The sequence below is a fragment of the Cupriavidus sp. Agwp_2 genome, assembly GCF_040784895.1.
Classification (GTDB): domain Bacteria; phylum Pseudomonadota; class Gammaproteobacteria; order Burkholderiales; family Burkholderiaceae; genus Cupriavidus.
Genome location: NZ_CP088083.1, coordinates 2,214,914 through 2,234,586, shown reverse-complemented (window position 1 = coordinate 2,234,586; position 19,673 = coordinate 2,214,914). Strand labels below are relative to the sequence as shown.

Here is a 19,673-nt window from a genome sequence, read left to right as displayed (position 1 = left end):
GATCAGGTATGGGCAGGCTTGGCGTTCGCGGCGCTGGCCGCGTTGGCGGTGTTGGCCCCGTTAGCAGAGGGCAGCCCTGCTGCGCGGCCGCCGTTGTTGGCGGTGATGATCTGCGAGATCAGCTGGTCGGCGTCCTGCGCGACCTTGTCATAGACATCGGTCTGCATCGGCCTGGCCGGCGCGGCGTTGGCCATGGCGGCGCCTTCCTCGCGGTGCACGTCGACCTTCACGGTCATCGACAGGCCCACGCGCAGCGGGTGGTCCTTGAGTTGCTGCGGATCCAGCGCGATACGCACCGGCAGGCGCTGCACCACCTTGATCCAGTTGCCGGTGGCGTTCTGAGCCGGCAGCAGCGAGAAGGCCGAGCCGGTGCCGGCCGAGAAGCCCGCGACCTTGCCCTTGTACTCCACCTTGGAGCCATACACGTCGGCCTCCAGCGTCACCGGCTGGCCGATGCGCATATGGGTGATCTGCACTTCCTTGAAGTTGGCGTCGACCCAGACCTGGTCCAGCGGCACCACCGCCATCAGCGGCGCGCCAGCGGCCACGCGCTGGCCCACCTGCACCGAGCGCTTGGCCACGTAGCCGGTCACCGGCGCCGGCAGCGTCGAGCGCGCGAACGACAGATAGGCCGAACGCAGGTTGGCCGCGGCGCGCTGCACGTTGGGGTGCTTCTCCACCGTGGTCTGGTCGGTCAGCGCCTTGTTCGATGCGAGTTGCTCGCGCGCGGCCAGCAGTGCCGATTCCGCGGCCTTGAGCGCGGCCTGCGCGTGCGAGATCTCTTCGTTGGAGACCGCGCCCGAGCCGGCGATGGCCTGGCGGCGGCGCAGGTCTTCGCGCGCCTTGGCGACATCGGCATCGCGCAGCGCCACGTTGGCGGCGAGCGAACCGTTGTTGACGTACAGCGTGCGCACCTCGCGCACGGCCTGCGCCAGTTGCGCCTCGGCCTGTTCCATCGACACCTGGGTATCGGCCCGGTCAAGCTGGATCAGCGGCTGGCCGGCGGTGACGAGCTGCGTGTCGTCGGCGGCGATCGACACCACGGTGCCGCCGACCAGCGGGGTTACCTGCACCACGTTGCCGGCAACGTAGGCATCGTCGGTGCTTTCGAAATGGCGGGCGTACATGCCCCAGTACACGCCGTAGCCAATGCCGGCGACGACGATCGCCGCGGTCAGCGACAGCAGCAGGCGCTTGCGCTTGCTGTTGTTGTCGGTGGCCGGGGCTTGCTGGGGATTATTGGTGCCGGCCGCTTGCTGGTTATTGCTCATGATGTTCTCTGGTGAATCTTGTCTGCAATCACTGGGTGCGCGGATCAGCCGCGGGCGCCCGCCTGGGTCTTGTCCTGTTGCTGTGCGGTGCCGGCCTGGCGGTGGCCTGCATGGCCTTCCTCGCCTTCGGCGGGCTCCTGGTAGCCGCCGCCGAGCGCCTTCATCAGGCCCATTTGCAAGTCAAGGCGGCGCGCCTGCAGGTCGGTCGCGAGCCGGCGCTGCTGCAGCACGTTGCTTTCCGCATTGAGCACGGTCAGCTGCGTGCCCAGGCCTGCCTTGTAGCGCGTGGTCGCCAGCGCGTAGGCGTGCTCGGCCAGGTCCAGGGCTTCGCGCTGGGTCTGGATCTGCTTGTCGACGCTGCGGATGCTGGTCATGGTGTCTGCGGTTTCGCGCAGCGCATCGACCAGCGCCTGGTTGTAGTTGGCCACGGCGATGTCGTAGCCGGCGTACTTGCCCTTCAGGTTGGCGCGCAGCTTGCCGCCCTCGAAGATCGGCAGGCGGATGGTCGGGCCGATGCCGAAGGTGCGGCTGATGCCCATCAGCAGCTTGGACGGGTCCAGCGCGGCCAGGCCGGCAAAGGCGGTCAGGCTGACGTCGGGCAGGAACTCCTTCTTGGCGACGTTGATGTCCTTGGACGCCGCTTCGACGCGCCAGCGTGCCGCCACCAGGTCGGGCCGACGCCCGAGCAGGCCGATGGTCAGGTCGTCGGGCAGGGTGGGCGTGGCCTGTGCCAGCAGCACCGGAGGCTGGATCTGCAGGCCGCGGTCCGGGCCCTTGCCCAGCAGCGCGGCGAGCTGGTTGCGGGCCAGCGCGATCTCTTCGTCGACGCGCTGCAGGTCGGTCTGCGATGCGGCCACGGTGCCGCGTGCCTGCGTGGTCTCGACCTGCGTATCCAGGCCTGCGGCCAGTCGCTGGCGCGACAGCTCGGTCAGGTCGCGGCGCTGCGCGATCGCGCGATCGGCGACGTCGCGCTGGGCATACAGCGCGGCCAGGCGGGCGTAGTTGCGCGCGATCGAGGTCGCCAGGATCAGGCGCGAGGCCTGGCTTTCCGCCTCGGCGGCGCGGTCGTCTGACAGCGCGGCTTCAAGGGCGTCGCGGTTCTTGCCCCAGAAGTCGAAGTCATAGGACAGGCCCACCTGCAGGCGCGACTGGTTCTGCCAGGAGCCGGCCAGCGGCGTGCCCATGAACAGGTCGTTGTTGGAGAAGCGCTGGCGGATCAGGCTGCCTTCGAACTCCAGGTGCGGGTAGAGCGCGCTGCGCGTGGCCTCGGCCATGGCGCGCGAGGCTTCCACGCGGGCAAAGGCGGCCTGCAGGCTGGGATTGTCCTTGACCGCTTCGTCGACCAGCGCGCTCAGTTGCGGGTCCTTGAACTGGTCTACCCAGTCCTGCGTGGGCCACTGGCCGTGTTCGCCGGGCAGGGTTTGCGAGGTGGCCATCGCGGCCGGGTCGGCCATGGTCTGGGTGCTGTGCGAATTGCCGAGCGCGGCGCAGCCGGCCAGCACCGCCACGGCTACGGCGGTCAGTGCCAGCGTGCCCGCGCGGCGAGCCAGCTCGCGCGGGCGGGCCGACAGGGGGGCTTGTGAAGAGAGGGCGTGTTTCATGGTGTCGCTCCGGGTACGGAGCCATGCTTTGTGACGGGTAGTAAGGTGTGTCCGGCGTGCCGGACGATCTGCTTTGCCGGAGCCTGGCCGGCGCCGCACTACCCGCTGTAGTTATCGATGACCCTGCGCAGCATGGATTTCAGCAACTGGAGTTCGTCGGCGGAAAACCCTTTGAAGTGCTGCGACAGCACTTTGCAGAAAATGGTTGGCAGGCGGTCTGCCAGAGCCTGGCCCTGTTCGGTCAGCAACAGGTCGACCACGCGGCGGTCGTCGTCGCGGCGCTGGCGTGCGACCAGGCCGCGCTTTTCCATGCGGCTCAGCAGGCGCGTGACCGAACCCATGTCGGTATTCAGTTCACGGCCCAGGTCTGTGACGGTGCCGGCACGCCCGGTGGCGATCATGATCAGGCAACTGGCCTGCGCATGTGTGATGTCCAGGCTGCTGACCTCCTGCTCGACGCTATGTGCGAGCGTGTTCTTCGCGCGTTGCAGCAGGTAGCCGACGCTGTCGGACATCTGGTACTTGGCGGGATCGAACGGTGCGGAATCCGGCGCCGGGGGGCCGGAGGTAGGGTCGTCCTTTGACATCTTTGCCTTTGCAATCTTTGCTGAGGCAAATATATGTTCGCGTTTAAAGATGCGCAAGAACGGAAATTCGTTATTTCTTTTTTGGCAATAATAATTGCTATGGGAGTGACGGTTGAGGTCAACGCATCTTGCGCCGCAACATGCTAGAATGTTGGGTTACCTCAGATTCTCCGACCCTCCTTGCGAGAGTCGCTTTTAGCGAGACGCAGCAATGACCCGCGCCATCCGAAACATCGCCATCATCGCCCACGTCGATCATGGCAAGACCACCCTGGTCGACCAGCTCCTGCGCCAGGCAGGCACCTTCCGCGACAACCAGCAAGTCGCCGAGCGGGTGATGGACTCGAACGACCTGGAAAAGGAACGCGGGATCACGATTCTCGCGAAGAACTGTGCCGTCGAATACAACGGCACCCATATCAACATCGTCGACACCCCGGGTCACGCCGACTTCGGCGGTGAAGTGGAGCGCGTGCTGTCGATGGTCGACGGCGTGCTGCTGCTGGTCGACGCCGTGGAAGGCCCGATGCCCCAGACCCGCTTCGTCACGCGCAAGGCGCTGGCGCTGGGCCTGAAGCCGATCGTGGTGGTCAACAAGATCGACCGCCCGGGCGCGCGTCCGGACTGGGTCATCAACCAGACCTTCGACCTGTTCGACAAGCTGGGCGCCACCGACGAGCAACTCGACTTCCCGGTGATCTACGCCTCGGGCCTGAACGGCTTTGCCGGCCTGACCGAAGACGTGCGCGACGGCGACATGAAGCCGCTGTTCGAAACCGTGCTGGACAAGGTGCCGGTGCGTGACGACGATCGGGACGGCCCCCTGCAGCTGCAGATCATCTCGCTGGACTACTCCAGCTACGTCGGCAAGATCGGCGTGGGCCGCATCTCGCGTGGCCGCGCCCGTCCGCTGCAGGACGTGGTGGTCAAGTTCGGCCCGGAAGGCAACCCCATCAAGGGCCGTATCAACCAGGTGCTGAAGTTCCAGGGCCTGGAGCGCGAGATCGTATCCGAGGCCGAAGCCGGCGACATCGTGCTGATCAACGGCATCGAAGAACTGGGTATCGGCTGCACCGTGTGCGCGCCGGACGCCCAGGACGCGCTGCCGATGCTGAAGGTGGATGAGCCGACGCTGACCATGAACTTCTGCGTCAACACCTCGCCGCTGGCGGGCCGTGAAGGCAAGTTCGTGACCAGCCGCCAGCTGCGCGAGCGCCTGGACCGCGAACTGAAGTCGAACGTGGCGCTGCGCGTGGCCGATACCGGCGACGACACCATCTTCGAAGTGTCGGGCCGCGGTGAACTGCACCTGACCATCCTGCTGGAAAACATGCGCCGTGAAGGCTACGAGCTGGCCGTGTCGCGTCCGCGCGTGGTGTTCAAGGAAATCGACGGCGTCAAGAACGAGCCGTACGAACTGCTGACCGTGGACGTCGAAGACAGCCACCAGGGCGGCGTGATGGAAGAGCTGGGCCGCCGCAAGGGCGAACTGCTCGACATGGCGTCGGACGGCAAGGGCCGTACCCGCCTGGAATACCGCATTCCGGCCCGCGGCCTGATCGGCTTCCAGGGCGAGTTCCTGACGCTGACGCGTGGCACCGGCCTGATCAGCCATATCTTCGACGACTACGCGCCGGTGCGCGAAGGCGGCCTGGGCGAGCGCCACAACGGCGTGCTGATCTCGCAGGATGACGGCGACGCCGTGGCCTACGCGCTGTGGAAGCTGCAGGACCGCGGCCGCATGTTCGTCAAGCCGGGTGATGCGCTGTATGAAGGCATGATCATCGGCATCCACAGCCGCGACAACGACCTGGTGGTCAACCCGATCAAGGGCAAGCAGCTGACCAACGTGCGTGCTTCGGGTACCGACGAAGCGGTGCGCCTGGTGCCGCCGATCCAGATGTCGCTGGAATATGCGGTGGAATTCATCGCCGACGACGAGCTGGTCGAGCTCACGCCCAAGAGCATCCGCCTGCGCAAGCGCCACCTGAAGGAGCACGAGCGCAAGCGTGCTTCGCGCGAAGGCGCGTAAGCGTTCCCGGTGTCAGAAAAACCGCGCCTTTGAGCGCGGTTTTTTTTGCCGCGTCACCACGCGCACCTGGCACCGACCTACGTTCGCGGAAGCGTCTCCGCCGCGGGCGAGCGCGGGCTGCGCCATTCCGGTGGCTTCCACAGGTAGCGGAGATCCCGGTCGCGCCACGCATCCACGAACATGTCGCGCCATTCGTGGAAAGTCAGCGTCAGCGGATTGTGCGTGCTTACCTGGCGCGTGATGCCGTACACCGGAGCCTCCCGCTCGTGGACGAAGGTGCCGAAGAGCCGGTCCCAGACCGTCAGCACGCCGGCGTAGTTACGGTCGATATATTGCGGGTTCTTCGCATGATGCACGCGATGGACCGAAGGCGTATTGAGCACCGATTCGATCCACGGCCAGCGCCGCCCCAGCCGCGTATGGACGAAGAACTGGAATGCCAGGTTGAGGCCGACGGCCAGGATCACCCAGTCCGGCGTAAAGCCGATATACGCCAGCGGAATCCAGAACAGCCACATCCCGGACAGCGGATACGTCAGGCTTTGCCGGAACGCCGTCGAGAAATTCATGCCTTCCGACGAGTGATGCGTCACGTGCGACGCCCATAGCCAGCGCACGCGATGGCTGGCGCGGTGAAACCAGTAGTAGAGGAAGTCCTGCAGCAACAGCAATAACGCGAACGACGACGCCGTTTCCGGGACGGCGCGCAGTCCATGCTGGTAACACCAGCTGTACACCGTCCGAATCATCAGCCACAGGAAGAACGCGTCAGAGGCCTGGTGCATCAGCGCGAGCGCTGCATTGGAGACGGTATCGCGCAGGCTGTACACCGACCGGTCGCGGCGCGCCCAGTACCAGGCCTCGCCGGCAATGGTCAGCAGGAAGACCGGCGCAAACGCCAGCAGCACGAGTCCGGGATCGAGCGATTCGGTTGTCATTCCGCAAGTTTGCACATTCCATCCGGAATTGCTACGAGGGGTTCCTCCAAACGTTCGCCATCATGTGGCTGCGCTGCATCCGGCCATCCTCGTATTCCTGCACGGATACGCAGTTGTGTCGCGCATAGGAAGGCAACTAATCCGGGTTAAGGAACCCTTGTGAGCGCCGTAGATGAGCAGGGCGGCGGCATACCGCGTCCCTGATTTCGCAAACTTCTTCGACCCGCTATTTTTCGCGTTACTACCCCGGAGCTTCAATGTTCAAGAACACAACCATCGGAGCCAGATTGTGGTTCCTGACGATCGTTACCAACTTGTTGATTCTGATTGTCGGCGCAGTCGGTTGGCTCGGCATGTCGCGCAGCAACGATGCCACGCGCCAGATCTATTCGCAGCAATTGTCGGCCGCGGTGCATCTTGCCGAAGCGCGCTCGAACCAACTGCTGGTGCGTGTGTTGCTCGACCAGGCCACCTTTGCCACAGACCCCTCCGATGCCAGGGCCCGCGCCGCGACCGCCGAGGGCTTTGCGCGCGATTCCGAGAAGGCATGGAAGGCTTACCTCGCGCTGCCGCGCTCGGCCGAAGAGAGCAAGCTGGTCGATGATGTCACCGCCAAGCGCGAGGCATTGTTCAAGCAAGGCGTGGCCCCGATGATCGCAGCGCTGCACGCGGCCGATCGTGATGCGGTGATGCGGTACGTGCTCGAGGAAATCCCCAGGCGCGACATCGCCTTCACCGCGGTCAATGCCGAACTCAACAAGCTGCAGCTCGCCGGCGCGAAGGAGGTCTACGAAGCGTCGCAGCATCGCTATCGCAACCTGTTCACGACGTCGGTTATTGCACTGGTGCTGGGCCTGGTGTTCAGTACGGTGGTGGCGTGGCGCCTGCGCGGTTCGATCGTGCGGCCGCTCGACATTGCCATTACGCGCTTCGACAGGATCGCCGGCGGCGACCTGAGTGCCCAGGCAGCGACCAGCGGTGGCACGCATGCCGATGAGTCGGCGCGCAACGAAACGGCGCGCATGCTCGGCATGCTGGGCCGGATGCAACACAGCCTGGTGGCGATGGTGGGTGACGTGCGCGGCGGCGCCGACGCGATTGCCTCGGCCAGCAAGCAGATCGCCAGCGGCAATGCCGACCTGTCGCAGCGTACCGAGCAGCAGGCCGCATCGCTGGAAGAAACCGCATCCAGCATGGAAGAGCTGACCAGCACCGTGCGCCAGAACGCCGACAGCGCACGCGAGGCGCGCACGCTGGCCACTGACGCGAGCGCGCTGGCCGAGCGGGGCAGCGAGGCGGTGTCGCGCGTGGTCGATACCATGCGCTCGATCGACGGCAGTTCGAGCAAGATCGTCGACATCATCGACGTGATCGAGAAGATCGCGTTCCAGACCAATATCCTGGCGCTCAATGCCGCTGTCGAAGCGGCGCGCGCCGGCGAGCACGGCCGCGGCTTCGCGGTGGTGGCGGGCGATGTGCGCGACCTGGCGCAGCGCTGCGCCAGCGCGTCCAAGGAAATCCGGACGCTGATCGGCACTTCGGTGGCGAACGTGCGCGAAGGATCGGGATTGGTCGACGATGCCGGCCGTGCCATGCAGGACATCGTCGACGCGGTGCGGCGCGTGAGCGGCATCATTGGCGATATCAGTGCGGCGTCGGACGAACAGTCGCACGGCATCGAGCAGGTCAACGTGGCGGTGTCCCAGATGGACAGCATGACCCAGCAGAACGCGGCGCTGGTGGAGCAGGCCGCCGCCGCGGCTGCCTCGCTGGAAGACCAGGCCCAGCGCCTGACCTCGTTGGTGGCGACATTCAGGCTGGCCTGAGCGACCGCCCGCGGCGCCCGTGCAACGCCTGTGCATGCGCCGCAAGCTGCCCATGGGGTACGCCTGCCGGTGCGACTGGCGTAAAATCGCCAGTTGCATTGGAGGAGTAAGACATGACTGAATTCGTCACGACCGAGGTCCATGGTGGCATCGGATACCTGACGCTGAATCGTCCGCAGGCGCTCAACGCGCTGTCGCTGGACATGATCCGCGCCATCACCCAGGCGCTGCAGGCGTGGGCTTCGGCGCCCGAAGTGGTGGCAGTCGTGGTCGCCGGGGCCGGCGGCAAGGCGTTCTGCGCCGGCGGGGATATCCGCTACTTCCACAAGGCGGCGCATGAAGGCGATCCGCTGCTCGACCGGTTCTTTGTCGAGGAGTACGCGCTCAATTTCCTGATCCACCGCTACGCCAAGCCTTACATCGCGCTGATGGACGGCGTGGTGATGGGCGGCGGCATGGGCATCTCGCAAGGGGCCCGGTTGCGCCTGGTCACCGAGCGCACCAGGATGGCCATGCCCGAAACCAATATCGGCCTGTTCCCCGATGTCGGCGGCGGATGGTTCCTGGCACGCACGCCTGGCCATATCGGCGAATACCTCGGGCTGACCGGCACTGCGATCAACGCGGCCGATGCGCTGTACGCAGGCCTGGCCGATGCCTACCTGCCGGGCAACCGACTGGCCGAGCTGGTCGATTCGCTGCGCGCGCAGCAGTTTGCCAGCTGCGATGCCGTCCTCGCGCATATCGAAGGCTTCACCGCGCCGCATCGCGCTGACTGCCTGCCTGCGCAAAGTACGCTCGCGGGCCTGTCCGCACAGATCGACGATCTGTTCGCCGGCAATACCGCGCAGGATATCCTGGCGGCCATCAGCGATGCGCCGGGCGACTGGGCCGCGCAGACCGCTGCCATGCTGCGTAGCCGCTCGCCGTTGATGCTGTGCGTGTCGCTGGAGCAGATCCGCCGCGCGCGCGGCATGTCGCTCGAAGATGAACTGCGCATGGAACTGGACATGATGTATTACGTGTTCCGCAAGGGCGACGGCGTCGAGGGCATCCGAGCGCTGGCGATCGACAAGGACCACAACCCGCGCTGGCAGCATGCCCGGCTGGATGAGGTTGGCCGCGAGACAGTCCAGTCGTTCTTCGACAGCCCGTGGCGTACGGAAGACCATCCACTCGCCGCGTTGGGAAAGGGCGCCTGATCGGTCCGTCCAACCGCCGGCGGCCGCGCGCGCCGCCCCCCTCACGGCAGGCCAGTCGCGACTCGGGTAGAGTGGTGGCTGGACCGGCGCGGGCAGCCATGGCAACCATGGCGCCTGCGCCGTCCGCTTCAACTGTCCACGCAGACAAAGGAGCCGTGATGAGCAATCCTCGTGATGTCGTTGTACTGGTGGGAAGCCTGCGCAAGGAGTCATATAACCGCAAGCTGGCCAAGGCGGTGATCGCGCAAGCGCCGGCACAACTCAAGCTGGAGATCGTCGAGATCGGCGACCTGCAGCTCTACAACCAGGACCTGGACGACAAGCCGCCCCAGACCTGGGCCGCATTCCGCGACCGCGTGCGCCGCGCCGATGCGGTGCTGTTCGTCACACCCGAATACAACCGCTCGGTCCCCGCGCCACTGAAGAATGCCATCGACGTGGGCTCGCGTCCGTACGGCAAAAGCGTCTGGGACGGCAAGCCTGCCGCCATCATCAGTGCCTCGCCGGGAGCAGTCGGCGGGTTTGGGGCCAATCATCACCTGCGGCAGTCGCTGGTGTTCCTCAATATGCCGATCCTGCAGCAGCCCGAGGCGTATATCAGCGGCGTCGACAAGCTGTTCGACGAGCAGGGCGGCATTGCCAACGAATCGACGCGGGGCTTCCTCGACAAATTCCTGACCACGTTCGGCGCGTGGATCGACAAGACTGCGGCCGCGCGATGATCTCGCGGGCAACCGGCCCGGGGCGCTACTGAAGGTTGGTGCCCCCCGGCGAAAGATCTGCCGGGGTGGTAAACTGATGCGCCTTCCGAAAAGCCGCGATACCGCTGCGGCTGCATTGTGTGCGACGCCCCCGGCGCACGGGAGCTGCCTCCACCGGGCGCTGTTGATATCTACGAGTAGCATGAGGATTGGCCACGCCGATCCGTTCCGAAATGACCCATTTTCAAGGTAAACCTGCCGCGGCAAGTCCGCGCCGCGTATCCGTGGCGCCGATGATGGATTGGACTGACCGCCATTGCCGCACCTTCCACCGCCAGCTCAGCCGCCATACCTGGCTGTACACCGAGATGGTGACCACCGGTGCGCTGCTGCATGGCGACGTGCCGCGCCACCTGGATTTCGATGCGGCAGAGCACCCGGTCGCGCTTCAGTTGGGCGGCAGCGAGCCGGCCGACCTAGCCGAGGCAGCCAGGCTGGGCGAGCAATGGGGCTACAAGGAGGTCAACCTGAATTGCGGCTGTCCGTCCGAGCGCGTGCAGCGCGGCGCCTTCGGCGCCTGCCTGATGGCGGAGCCGCAACTGGTCGCCGATTGCGTGAAGGCAATGCGCGATGCGGTCAGCATCCCCGTAACGGTGAAACATCGCATCGGCATCGATACGATCGAGCACTACGATTTTGTGCGCGATTTTGTCGGCACGGTCGCGGAGGCGGGGTGCGACACATTTATCGTTCATGCGCGCAATGCCATCCTGAAAGGCCTGAGTCCGAAGGAAAACCGCGAAATCCCGCCGCTGCGTTATGAAGTGGCCTATCAGTTGAAGCAGGAATTTCCGCAACTGGAGATCCTGATCAATGGTGGCATCGTCACCCATGACGAGATGGCGCGGCATCTGCAACACGTCGACGGCGTGATGATCGGCCGCGAGGCGTATCACCAGCCCTATGTCCTGGCCGAAATGGATAAGCGCTTCTACGGCGATGCTGATGCGCCGGTACGGTCGCGGCTGGATGCCGAGCTATCGATGCAGCGCTATATCGGCGACCTGGTCGAACGCGGCGGGTATATGGGTGCGGTCACTCGGCATATGCTGGGGCTGTACCGCGGCATTGCCGGAGGGCGCGGCTGGCGCCGTGTGTTGTCCGATGCGAAGCGCATGCATGCCGCACGCACGCGTGCCGATGTCGATGCGCTGTTTGAAGAGGCGCGCGCACACCTGCGTCCCCTGGCGTCAGAACCGCTGGCGGCATAAAGCAAGCCGCGCTGAACGACGCCGCCACATAGCGCTTGAGTGCTTGCTCTAACACCGAATCGTCAAATTGTGCAGGGATTCCCGAGGGTTGCGCGCGCGACACTTGCGATGCCAATTCGGCCGGTAACTGGCGTCTGCAAAGGGATTCCCCTAATTCGCCGAGGCAGGGCACTTTTTTACACTGTGCCCTGCCCTCGAATACAGGGCTTTCTTCAACTGATTATTCAGCCCGCCTCGGCGGGCTTTTTTTCGTCGGCGCGTTTTGCGCTCTTCGTTTACCCGAATGGTGCAATTGCCGGATGACAGTTACATTGCAACGGCCTTCAGGGCATTTGAGATCGCTAAAGTTAAGAGTCCGCGCTGCGGACTCTTTTTTTGATCTTTCGCGATCGCGCCAGTCGAGCCGGTTTGACCGGGCTGCCCGGAAAAGAGTTCCACCGGTCACGCTGCGGCGGGAGGGCTATCGCGATGTATGGCTGATGCCCACATCCAGCGTTCCATAGGTCGTGATTCCCGACTCCCGTCCATCGGCTCCGCCGCCCGCACAGGCTGCCAGCGCCGCCACCATTCCCAGCAGCGCCAAGACTCCCGCCAGACGTCCAGGCATTGTTCTCATGCTCCATCCTCGCAATATTCCTGAAAATGGTTTGGCCATGACCAATGCGCGAGGTTCCAGCGAACCTTGCTGTCAAACCAAGCAAACTGCGGGGAAGGAAGCAAGAGCCCTGCAGGGGTAGGGGCTTTGCACGCCATATGCTGTGCCGCTTGGTGACTTGCCGCTATGGTCTGTCGCGCCTGCGCGCTGTGGCCCCGTCTGGCTAGCTGGCCTGCGTGCTACGATTCTTCGCATCGCCACAGGCGAAGGGACGGCAGTAAGCGTGGAAAAAGCGAACGCAAACAACGAAGAGTCATTCGGCGAGGTGTTTGAGGACTTCAGGCTGGTCTGGGTCGCCGAGCAACTGCAGGACGGCAAATGGACAGCGCGCTACTGCTGGCACCACGGTATCTCGGAAGGCGCGGGCAGGGCGCTGCAGGAAGCCGTCCTCAATGGCAAGTCACGCCGGCTGCTGGGCCACTTCGACACCGAGGCAGAGACCATCGAAGCCATCAAGCAGGCGGTGTTGCTGGAGGCCAAGTGGCACCGGCCCAAGGCGTGATGCAGATTCTGAAAAAAATTTGTGCGGGATACTAGCCATCTCGAAAAAGTGTTTGTATAATCTTGGTTTTCGTCGATCAGCGCTTCGCTGATGACCTCTACGGTGGCTGTAGCTCAGTTGGTAGAGTCCAGGATTGTGATTCCTGTCGTCGTGGGTTCGAGTCCCATCAGCCACCCCAGATTGCTTTGCAAACAGCGCCTTTACGGGCGCTGTTTTGCTTTGTAGGCATGTGCGACGCGAGGCTGGTGCGGTCCAGGCTGTTTCGGCGCTGGCTGAACGCTGGTGCTCAGCATCGATGTTCGACATTAGGCGCTAGTGGAGCAGTGACTTTCCATGTCGACCCGCACGCGATCGATGTGGCTCCTGTACCATACGCGCCTTGAATTCCAAAGAGGTCGTATGTTCCTTCGAGCAGCGGTAATTGGCGCTGGCGTGGCAGTGGCCGCGATGATGGCCGGATGCGCCACCGGCACGTCGGAGAAAGATGTTCGCGCGCGCCCGCCGATGCGCTTGTTCACGCCGGCAAAAATGGCCGACGTTGCCAAATGCCTGCGCAACAATCTCGGCGATGACGCCACGGTCGTCAGCCTGCCGGCACAGAACCAGACGGAAATTCGGATCGGTCAGCTAAACGGAGCCGGCGAGTTTGCGTATGCCTATCTGATTTCGCTGACGGCGAAGCCGGATGGCACGGCGGTCGAGCTGCGCAAGACCAATACATGGTTTCCGCAGTTGACGCCTCAGGAACTGGAAACGGAAACCAAGGCGTGCGCGCGTAGCTGACGCGGGGCAGGCCGTTGGTCGGGAAACCGGACCGCTTCAGACGGCCAGCTTGTCCATGGTTTCCAGTTCGAGCATCCTGCAGATCGCGGCCATGCTGCCTACCATAGTCCGGCGCTGTGCGCCCTGATAGACGCGTACGCCCTTGCACTGGCGGAAGGGTACCGGCTTGACCGGGCGGCGGGTGGCGACGTGGTGGATTTGCGGCATGGTTGCACCTCTTTTTCAGGCAAAAGCGGGGTCAACACCCGGCAAGCCGGGCGGCGTCTGCAAAGCAATGGAAGCGGGTGGGTCCGCGCAGGCGCAAGGCCTGCCGTGCCCGGCTAGAAGCCGGAGGATCGGATCAGGCCGACCGCGATGCCTTCCAGCGAAAACTCTTCGCGCCCGGGTTCAACGATGATGTTGGCGAAGTCCGGGTTCTCGGCGATCAGCTCAATATGGCCGCCGCGCCGCTGCAGGCGCTTGACCGTGACATCGTCACCCAGTCGCGCCACCACGATCTTGCCGTTGGGCGCTTCGCTGGCGCGGCGCACTGCGAGCAGGTCGCCGTCGAGAATGCCGGCGTCGCGCATGCTCAGGCCGCGTACGCGCAACAGGTAGTCGGGGCGTTCATCGAAGACCGAGGCGTCGACCTGGTACTGGCGGTCGATATGCTCGGCGGCAAGGATGGGGCTGCCGGCGGCGACGCGGCCCACCAGCGGCAGCGTCAGCTGCAATACGCCGGGTATAGGCAGCGAGAACTGGTCCGGCATTTCTGAATCACTGCGCGAGACCTTCAGGCGAATGCCGCGCGAGGCGCCCGGCGTCAGCTCGATCACGCCTTTGCGGGCCAGCGCGCGCAGGTGTTCTTCCGCGGCATTTGGCGAGGAAAAGCCGAACTCGGCGGCAATCTCGGCGCGCGTTGGCGGGAAGCCGGTGCGGCGGATCGTATTGCGGATCAGATCGAAAATCTGCTGCTGCCGGGGTGTCAGGGTCGCCATGGGATCGCCGTTCCGTGCGGGCGCGCTGGGGGCAGGGCTGGGAGGGCTGCCCCGCAAGCTGGGGCTTTCCGCAAATCCTGCATCCGGCGCGCCGGGCACTGTATGTTTAAACAGTATGCTGTGATTTTATACAGTATCGGCGGCAGCGCAAGCAGAATTTTTTTGGTGGCGCGCGTGGACCGATCGGCCGCGGTGGCGCGGGCCCGCCGGGGGAGGTCCGCCATTACAATCGCGATTCCATCGCCCAGCGCATGCGTTTCCCTTCTTGTCTCCTGAGCCCCCAGCACCTATGACCCAATTGCCTCGCATCGTCGTATTGGCTACCGGCGGCACCATTGCCGGCGCTTCCGGCAACCCCGCCAGCAGCGCGCACTACCAGGCGGCAACCGTGCCCGTGTCGTCGTTGCTGGCGGCGGTGCCGGCGCTGAAGTCGGTGGCGCGGATCGAAGCCGAGCAGGTGGCGCAAGTCGACAGCAAGGACATGACCTTCGCGCTGTGGGCCGTGCTGGCGGCGCGTGTCGAGCACTGGTCGGCGCAGGCGGGTGTGGCGGGCATCGTGATTACGCACGGTACGGATACGCTGGAAGAGACGGCAATGGCGCTGCACCTGACCCAGGCGTGTCCAATCCCGGTGGTGATGACAGCGGCGATGCGGCCGTCCACCTCGCTGTCAGCCGACGGGCCGCTCAACCTGCTTGATGCGGTCCGGGTGGCAGCACATCCGGATGCGCGCGGCAAGGGCGTGCTGGTGGTGCTGAACCAGCAGATCCACGCGGCGCGCGATATTGCAAAGGCGCATACGTCGGCGGTGGATGCCTTTGTGTCCCAGTGCGGGCCGCTTGGCTTGGTGCAGGACGATTTCGTGCGGTTCGCTCGCACGCCCCGGCAGGCCTGGGCGATCGGGCCGATGCCGCGCGCATGGCCGGTGGTTGAGATCGTGGCGAGCTACGCTCAGCCGGGCCGTATCGCCGTCGACGCGCTGGTGCGGGCCGGCGTGGCGGGCCTGGTGGTGGCCGCAGCCGGCAATGGTTCGATCCATGAAGTGCTGGCGGAGGCCCTGGTGGATGCCGCCGCCGCTGGCGTGGCGGTGGTCCGCAGTTCGCGTACCGGTGCGGGTCACGTGGCGATCCCGCCGCACCCCAGCCCGTCAGATGGCGTTTTCGTCTCTGCGGCGGATCTGAATCCGTACAAGGCAAGGGTGCTGCTGGCGCTGGCGCTGGCGGCGGATCCTGCCCTGGCCGGCGATCCCGTGCGCCTGCAGGCGGCTTTTGCCAGGGCTTGATGCAGTGGTGCGCTTGCGCGCCAGTCCGTCGCCGAGCTATACTTTAAGGCTATTCAACCTTGCCACACCGGACTCGTGACGCCCGGGTGGCTAATCCAAAAGGAGCGTCAATGCGTCATTACGAAATCGTCTTCATCGTCCACCCGGACCAGAGCGAACAAGTGCCGGCCATGATCGAGCGCTACAAGCAGCTCGTGACCTCGCAGAACGGCAACGTTCATCGCGTGGAAGACTGGGGCCGTCGCCAGATGGCCTACATGATCCAGAAGCTGGCCAAGGCTCACTACGTTTGCCTGAACATCGAATGCGGCAAGGACACCCTGGCTGAACTGGAACACGCGTTCAAGTTCAACGACGCCGTCCTGCGCCACCTGATCGTGCAGACCAAGAAGGCCGAGACCGCTCCTTCGCCGATGATGAAGGAAGTGCAGCGCGAAGAAGCCCGCAAGGCCGCGCAAACGACCACCGAAGGCCAGCCCGCCTGAGTGCGGACTGCGGTGCGAGCCATGGCTGACAGCGTCGGCCACGGCAGCATCGATGGCAAACAGCGAGAGGCCCCGCGTTGAATCAGCTTCGGCTTGCCGCCACCCTGGCGGAACGCGATGCCCTGCGCTTTACCCCGGCCGGGGTGCCCGTCGTGAACTGCATCCTGCAGTACAGCGGCGAGGCCGTCGAGGCGGAAACGCCACGCCAGGTCGAGTTTGCCATCGCAGCGATGGGGATCGGGCCGGTCGGCCAGCGGCTTGAGCGGCTACCGCTCGGCACGCTGCTCGACTGCGAAGGATTCCTCGCTCGCAAGCACCGCAACAGCAAGGCTCTCGTCTTTCACATCACCGGATGTAAAGCATTCGTAAAGGATTGAATCATGGCATTCGTCAAACGTGACAACAAGAACAAGAAGCGCTTCCAGCAACAGAACCCGCTGTTCAAGCGCAAGCGCTTCTGCCGCTTCACCGTGGCTGGCGTGGAACAGATCGACTACAAGGATCTGGACACCCTGAAGGACTTCGTCGGCGACAACGGCAAGATCACGCCGGCCCGCCTGACCGGTACCAAGGCCCACTATCAGCGTCAGCTGGATACGGCAATCAAGCGTGCGCGTTTCCTCGCGCTGCTGCCGTACTCCGACCTGCACAAGAACTGATAGGCCCTAGGTCCGTAACGGAGAAAACACGATGCAAGTCATTCTGCTGGAAAAAGTCATCAACCTGGGCAACCTGGGTGACATCGTCAAGGTGAAGGACGGTTACGCTCGTAACTTCCTGATCCCGTCGAAGAAGGCGCGCCGCGCCACGCAAACCGCGATCGCCGAATTCGAAGTCAAGCGCGCCGAGCTGGAAAAGTCCGCCGCCGAGAAGCTGGCTGCTGCGCAAGCTGAAGGCGAGAAGCTGAACGGCCTGACCGTCCAGATCAGCCAGAAGTCGGGTGTCGACGGCCGTCTGTTCGGCTCGGTCACCAACGCCGACATCGCCGTGGCACTGGAAGGCCAGGGCTTCAAGGTCGAGAAGGCTCAGGTTCGCCTGCCGAACGGCCCGCTGAAGATGGTGGGCGACCACCCGATCAGCGTCGCGCTGCACACCGACGTGGTGGTCGACGTGACCGTGTCGGTGCTGGGCGAGCAGGTCTGAAGACCCGCTGCAGCGGTGCCGGACCCGGCGCCGCGTGAAGCACTGCAAGCAGAAAAGGCAGGAGCCCTGGCTCCTGCCTTTTTTGTTTTCCGCTGGCGCTGGCTGGCAGATGTCCGGCTGTTGTCAGGCAAGTGTCTGGCAAATGTCCGGCGTAGTGCGTCCTCCTGCCAGCGTCCCGCCGTTATAATCCCTCCCCATGAACGCGCCCGTCGCCGACCCCCAACTCGACAACCTCAAGGTCCCGCCGCACTCCATCGAAGCCGAACAGTCGGTGCTCGGTGGCCTGCTGCTGGACAACGCCGCCTGGGACCGCATTGCGGACTTCCTTTCGGAGGCGGATTTCTACCGCTTCGACCACCGGATGATCTTCCAGAGCATCGCCCGGTTGATCTCGGCCACCAAACCGGCCGACGTGATCACGGTCTACGAAATGCTGCAGGTTGCGGGTAAGGCCGAGGAGGTGGGCGGGCTGGCGTACCTGAATTCGCTGGCGCAGAACACGCCCAGCGCGGCCAATATCCGTCGCTATGCGGAAATCGTGCGCGAGCGTGCGGTGCTGCGCAAGCTGGTTACCGTGGCCGACGACATCGCCTCGGCCGCCTTCGCGCCCAAGGGCCGCGAAGTGCGCGAGCTGCTGGACGAAGCCGAGTCCAAGGTCTTTGCGATCGCCGAGGAAGGCTCGCGTGGCCAGCAGGGCTTCCAGGAAATCCAGCCGCTGCTGACGCAGGTGGTTGAGCGTATCGACGAGTTGTACCACCGCGACAGCACCAGCGACGTGACCGGCGTGCCCACGGGCTTCGTGGACCTGGACCGGATGACCAGCGGCATGCAGGGCGGCGACCTGATCATCGTGGCGGGCCGCCCGTCGATGGGTAAGACCGCGTTCTCGCTGAACATTGGCGAGCATGTGGCGGTGGAGCAGGGCCTGCCGGTAGCGGTGTTCTCGATGGAAATGGCGGGCACGCAGCTGGCCATGCGTATGCTCGGCTCGGTCGGCCGGCTGGACCAGCACCGGCTGCGTACCGGCCGGCTGCTGGATGAAGACTGGCCGCGCCTGACGCATTCCATCCAGCGCATGAACGATGCGCAGTTGTTCATCGACGAAACCCCGGCGCTGAACCCGATGGAACTGCGGGCCCGCTCGCGCCGCCTGGCGCGGCAGTGCGGCCAGCTCGGCCTGATCATCATCGACTACCTGCAGCTGATGTCGGGCTCCGGCGGCGGTGAGAACCGCGCGACGGAAATTTCAGAAATTTCACGTTCGCTGAAGGGTCTGGCCAAGGAACTCAACTGCCCGGTGATCGCGCTGTCGCAGCTGAACCGAAGCCTGGAACAGCGCCCCAACAAGCGCCCGGTGATGTCCGATTTGCGCGAATCCGGCGCTATCGAACAGGATGCCGACGTAATCCTGTTCATCTACCGCGACGAAGTCTACAACTCGGATTCGCAGGACAAGGGCACCGCCGAAATCATTATCGGCAAGCAGCGTAACGGCCCGATCGGCACGGTGCGGCTGACCTTCCTGGGCCAGTTCACCAAGTTCGACAACTTCACCGGCGGCCCGGCCTTCTTCGACAACGACACCTGACGAAGTCAAGCCGCCTGCGAGATCGCGGCGTATACCGTCTCGTCTGTGCCAAATTGGCGGGCAATGTCCGCGTAACCCTGTAAAATATTGCGCTTTGATGACAGCCGCCTAACCGGTGGCTGTCATAACACGCGTTCGTTCAATCTGTAACACATCAGCAGCGCTACACGCGCCGCCTTAAGGAACATTCCATGTTCGGCCGATTCATGCCCACTGAGGGCAAGTTCTTCGAATATTTCAACCAGCATGCCGACTGCGCGGTGACCGCCGCCCACGAGCTCCAGGCCCTGGTCAACGACTTGCCCAACGCCGAGGCGCATGCCCGCCGCGTCCAGGCCACCGAGAAGAAGGCCGACCGGATCACGCACGACACCATCGACCTGCTGCACAAGACCTTCATCACGCCGCTGGACCGCGACGAGATCCACAAGCTCATCACGACCATGGACGACATCCTGGACCTGATGGAAGACGTGGCCGAAACCATCTCGCTGTACGACGTGACCAACCTGACCGACGAGGCGCTGCGCCTGGCCGCGATCTGCGTGCAGTGCTGCGACCAGGTCAAGATCGCGGTAGGCCTGCTCGAGGACATGGGCAACGCCAGCACCATCCTGAAGACCGCCCAGCAGATCGACCAGCTCGAGTCCGAGGCCGACCGCGTGATGCGCTCGGCCATGTCGAAGCTGTTCCGCGACGAGACCGATGTCAAGCGCCTGATCAAGCTGAAGGCCATCTACGAACAGCTCGAGACGATCACCGACAAGTGCGAGGACGTCGCCAACATCATCGAAGGCATCGTCCTGGAAAACGCCTGAGGCGGCAATCG

General features: G+C 64.4%; 20 protein-coding genes and 1 tRNA gene. 15 read left to right on the top strand and 6 right to left on the bottom strand.

Annotated elements, in window-relative coordinates:
- Nucleotides 1–2 precede the first annotated feature (2 nt).
- From LPA45_RS10505 to LPA45_RS10495, 3 genes are all read right to left on the bottom strand, one after another.
- Complete coding sequence (locus LPA45_RS10505) at nt 3–1,271, bottom strand: HlyD family efflux transporter periplasmic adaptor subunit (protein ID WP_116320448.1); 1,269 nt, start codon at nt 1,269–1,271, stop codon at nt 3–5.
- Between the two features lie 44 nt (nt 1,272–1,315).
- Nucleotides 1,316–2,872 carry an efflux transporter outer membrane subunit gene (locus LPA45_RS10500; RefSeq protein WP_317921188.1) on the bottom strand — a complete coding sequence of 519 codons (1,557 nt, stop codon included), beginning with the start codon at nt 2,870–2,872 and terminating at the stop codon, nt 1,316–1,318.
- A gap of 98 nt (nt 2,873–2,970) precedes the next feature.
- The gene (locus LPA45_RS10495) at nt 2,971–3,459 is read right to left on the bottom strand and encodes a MarR family winged helix-turn-helix transcriptional regulator (protein ID WP_317921187.1); all 489 of its coding nucleotides are present in this window, start codon (nt 3,457–3,459) and stop codon (nt 2,971–2,973) included.
- A 211-nt stretch (nt 3,460–3,670) separates the two neighbouring features.
- Between LPA45_RS10495 and typA the strand changes: the two genes are divergently transcribed.
- Nucleotides 3,671–5,491, top strand: a complete 1,821-nt coding sequence (gene typA, locus LPA45_RS10490) for a translational GTPase TypA (RefSeq protein WP_018309183.1) — start codon at nt 3,671–3,673, stop codon at nt 5,489–5,491.
- Between the two features lie 77 nt (nt 5,492–5,568).
- On the opposite strand, the gene LPA45_RS10485 is transcribed toward typA, so the two are convergent.
- Nucleotides 5,569–6,429, bottom strand: coding sequence for a sterol desaturase family protein (locus LPA45_RS10485; RefSeq protein WP_317921186.1), 861 nt, complete (start codon nt 6,427–6,429; stop codon nt 5,569–5,571).
- A 257-nt stretch (nt 6,430–6,686) separates the two neighbouring features.
- Here LPA45_RS10485 and LPA45_RS10480 point away from each other — a divergent pair, with 257 nt between their 5' ends.
- The 7 genes from LPA45_RS10480 to LPA45_RS10450 all read left to right on the top strand — a co-directional run bounded on the left by LPA45_RS10480 (nt 6,687) and on the right by LPA45_RS10450 (nt 13,369).
- Nucleotides 6,687–8,255 carry a methyl-accepting chemotaxis protein gene (locus LPA45_RS10480; RefSeq protein WP_317921185.1) on the top strand — a complete coding sequence of 523 codons (1,569 nt, stop codon included), beginning with the start codon at nt 6,687–6,689 and terminating at the stop codon, nt 8,253–8,255.
- 113 nt (nt 8,256–8,368) lie between these two features.
- Nucleotides 8,369–9,457, top strand: coding sequence for an enoyl-CoA hydratase/isomerase family protein (locus tag LPA45_RS10475; RefSeq protein WP_116320453.1), 1,089 nt, complete (start codon nt 8,369–8,371; stop codon nt 9,455–9,457).
- Nucleotides 9,458–9,615: 158 nt separating this feature from the next.
- Complete coding sequence (locus LPA45_RS10470; protein WP_116320454.1) at nt 9,616–10,179, top strand: NADPH-dependent FMN reductase; 564 nt, start codon at nt 9,616–9,618, stop codon at nt 10,177–10,179.
- A gap of 272 nt (nt 10,180–10,451) precedes the next feature.
- Nucleotides 10,452–11,429, top strand: a complete 978-nt coding sequence (gene dusA, locus LPA45_RS10465) for a tRNA dihydrouridine(20/20a) synthase DusA (protein WP_233528171.1) — start codon at nt 10,452–10,454, stop codon at nt 11,427–11,429.
- Between the two features lie 878 nt (nt 11,430–12,307).
- The gene (locus tag LPA45_RS10460; protein WP_116320456.1) at nt 12,308–12,586 is read left to right on the top strand and encodes a hypothetical protein; all 279 of its coding nucleotides are present in this window, start codon (nt 12,308–12,310) and stop codon (nt 12,584–12,586) included.
- Nucleotides 12,587–12,688: 102 nt separating this feature from the next.
- Nucleotides 12,689–12,764, top strand: a tRNA-His gene (locus tag LPA45_RS10455).
- 155 nt (nt 12,765–12,919) lie between these two features.
- Nucleotides 12,920–13,369: a hypothetical protein gene (locus tag LPA45_RS10450; protein ID WP_233528172.1), complete on the top strand. Its 450-nt coding sequence runs from the start codon at nt 12,920–12,922 to the stop codon at nt 13,367–13,369.
- A 36-nt stretch (nt 13,370–13,405) separates the two neighbouring features.
- Here the strand turns inward: LPA45_RS10450 and LPA45_RS10445 are convergent, their stop codons facing one another.
- Complete coding sequence (locus LPA45_RS10445; RefSeq protein ID WP_199414611.1) at nt 13,406–13,576, bottom strand: hypothetical protein; 171 nt, start codon at nt 13,574–13,576, stop codon at nt 13,406–13,408.
- Between the two features lie 113 nt (nt 13,577–13,689).
- Nucleotides 13,690–14,346, bottom strand: coding sequence for a transcriptional repressor LexA (gene lexA, locus LPA45_RS10440; RefSeq protein WP_029048697.1), 657 nt, complete (start codon nt 14,344–14,346; stop codon nt 13,690–13,692).
- 289 nt (nt 14,347–14,635) lie between these two features.
- Here lexA and LPA45_RS10435 point away from each other — a divergent pair, with 289 nt between their 5' ends.
- The 7 genes from LPA45_RS10435 (at nt 14,636) to LPA45_RS10405 (ending at nt 19,662) form a co-directional block, all read left to right on the top strand.
- On the top strand, nt 14,636–15,628 hold the full coding sequence (locus tag LPA45_RS10435; protein WP_116320458.1) for an asparaginase: 993 nt from the start codon (nt 14,636–14,638) through the stop codon (nt 15,626–15,628).
- Nucleotides 15,629–15,738: 110 nt separating this feature from the next.
- On the top strand, nt 15,739–16,113 hold the full coding sequence (rpsF, locus tag LPA45_RS10430; protein ID WP_042886264.1) for a 30S ribosomal protein S6: 375 nt from the start codon (nt 15,739–15,741) through the stop codon (nt 16,111–16,113).
- Nucleotides 16,114–16,190: 77 nt separating this feature from the next.
- Nucleotides 16,191–16,490, top strand: a complete 300-nt coding sequence (gene priB, locus LPA45_RS10425; RefSeq protein WP_116320459.1) for a primosomal replication protein N — start codon at nt 16,191–16,193, stop codon at nt 16,488–16,490.
- A 3-nt stretch (nt 16,491–16,493) separates the two neighbouring features.
- The gene (gene rpsR, locus LPA45_RS10420; RefSeq protein WP_317921179.1) at nt 16,494–16,772 is read left to right on the top strand and encodes a 30S ribosomal protein S18; all 279 of its coding nucleotides are present in this window, start codon (nt 16,494–16,496) and stop codon (nt 16,770–16,772) included.
- Nucleotides 16,773–16,803: 31 nt separating this feature from the next.
- Nucleotides 16,804–17,256, top strand: coding sequence for a 50S ribosomal protein L9 (gene rplI / locus LPA45_RS10415; RefSeq protein ID WP_116320461.1), 453 nt, complete (start codon nt 16,804–16,806; stop codon nt 17,254–17,256).
- Nucleotides 17,257–17,452: 196 nt separating this feature from the next.
- Nucleotides 17,453–18,844, top strand: a complete 1,392-nt coding sequence (locus LPA45_RS10410; RefSeq protein ID WP_116320462.1) for a replicative DNA helicase — start codon at nt 17,453–17,455, stop codon at nt 18,842–18,844.
- 191 nt (nt 18,845–19,035) lie between these two features.
- Nucleotides 19,036–19,662, top strand: a complete 627-nt coding sequence (locus tag LPA45_RS10405) for a DUF47 domain-containing protein (RefSeq protein WP_010809517.1) — start codon at nt 19,036–19,038, stop codon at nt 19,660–19,662.
- The last annotated feature ends 11 nt before the right edge of the window (nt 19,663–19,673 follow it).

Coding starts and splice junctions, on each gene's coding strand:
- LPA45_RS10505 (WP_116320448.1), bottom strand. CDS start 1,271: ATGAGCAATAACCAGCAAGCGGCCGGCACCAATAATCCCCAGCAAGCC.
- LPA45_RS10500 (WP_317921188.1), bottom strand. CDS start 2,872: ATGAAACACGCCCTCTCTTCACAAGCCCCCCTGTCGGCCCGCCCGCGC.
- LPA45_RS10495 (WP_317921187.1), bottom strand. CDS start 3,459: ATGTCAAAGGACGACCCTACCTCCGGCCCCCCGGCGCCGGATTCCGCA.
- typA (WP_018309183.1), top strand. CDS start 3,671: ATGACCCGCGCCATCCGAAACATCGCCATCATCGCCCACGTCGATCAT.
- LPA45_RS10485 (WP_317921186.1), bottom strand. CDS start 6,429: ATGACAACCGAATCGCTCGATCCCGGACTCGTGCTGCTGGCGTTTGCG.
- LPA45_RS10480 (WP_317921185.1), top strand. CDS start 6,687: ATGTTCAAGAACACAACCATCGGAGCCAGATTGTGGTTCCTGACGATC.
- LPA45_RS10475 (WP_116320453.1), top strand. CDS start 8,369: ATGACTGAATTCGTCACGACCGAGGTCCATGGTGGCATCGGATACCTG.
- LPA45_RS10470 (WP_116320454.1), top strand. CDS start 9,616: ATGAGCAATCCTCGTGATGTCGTTGTACTGGTGGGAAGCCTGCGCAAG.
- dusA (WP_233528171.1), top strand. CDS start 10,452: ATGATGGATTGGACTGACCGCCATTGCCGCACCTTCCACCGCCAGCTC.
- LPA45_RS10450 (WP_233528172.1), top strand. CDS start 12,920: ATGTCGACCCGCACGCGATCGATGTGGCTCCTGTACCATACGCGCCTT.
- LPA45_RS10445 (WP_199414611.1), bottom strand. CDS start 13,576: ATGCCGCAAATCCACCACGTCGCCACCCGCCGCCCGGTCAAGCCGGTA.
- lexA (WP_029048697.1), bottom strand. CDS start 14,346: ATGGCGACCCTGACACCCCGGCAGCAGCAGATTTTCGATCTGATCCGC.
- LPA45_RS10435 (WP_116320458.1), top strand. CDS start 14,636: ATGACCCAATTGCCTCGCATCGTCGTATTGGCTACCGGCGGCACCATT.
- rpsF (WP_042886264.1), top strand. CDS start 15,739: ATGCGTCATTACGAAATCGTCTTCATCGTCCACCCGGACCAGAGCGAA.
- rpsR (WP_317921179.1), top strand. CDS start 16,494: ATGGCATTCGTCAAACGTGACAACAAGAACAAGAAGCGCTTCCAGCAA.
- rplI (WP_116320461.1), top strand. CDS start 16,804: ATGCAAGTCATTCTGCTGGAAAAAGTCATCAACCTGGGCAACCTGGGT.
- LPA45_RS10410 (WP_116320462.1), top strand. CDS start 17,453: ATGAACGCGCCCGTCGCCGACCCCCAACTCGACAACCTCAAGGTCCCG.
- LPA45_RS10405 (WP_010809517.1), top strand. CDS start 19,036: ATGTTCGGCCGATTCATGCCCACTGAGGGCAAGTTCTTCGAATATTTC.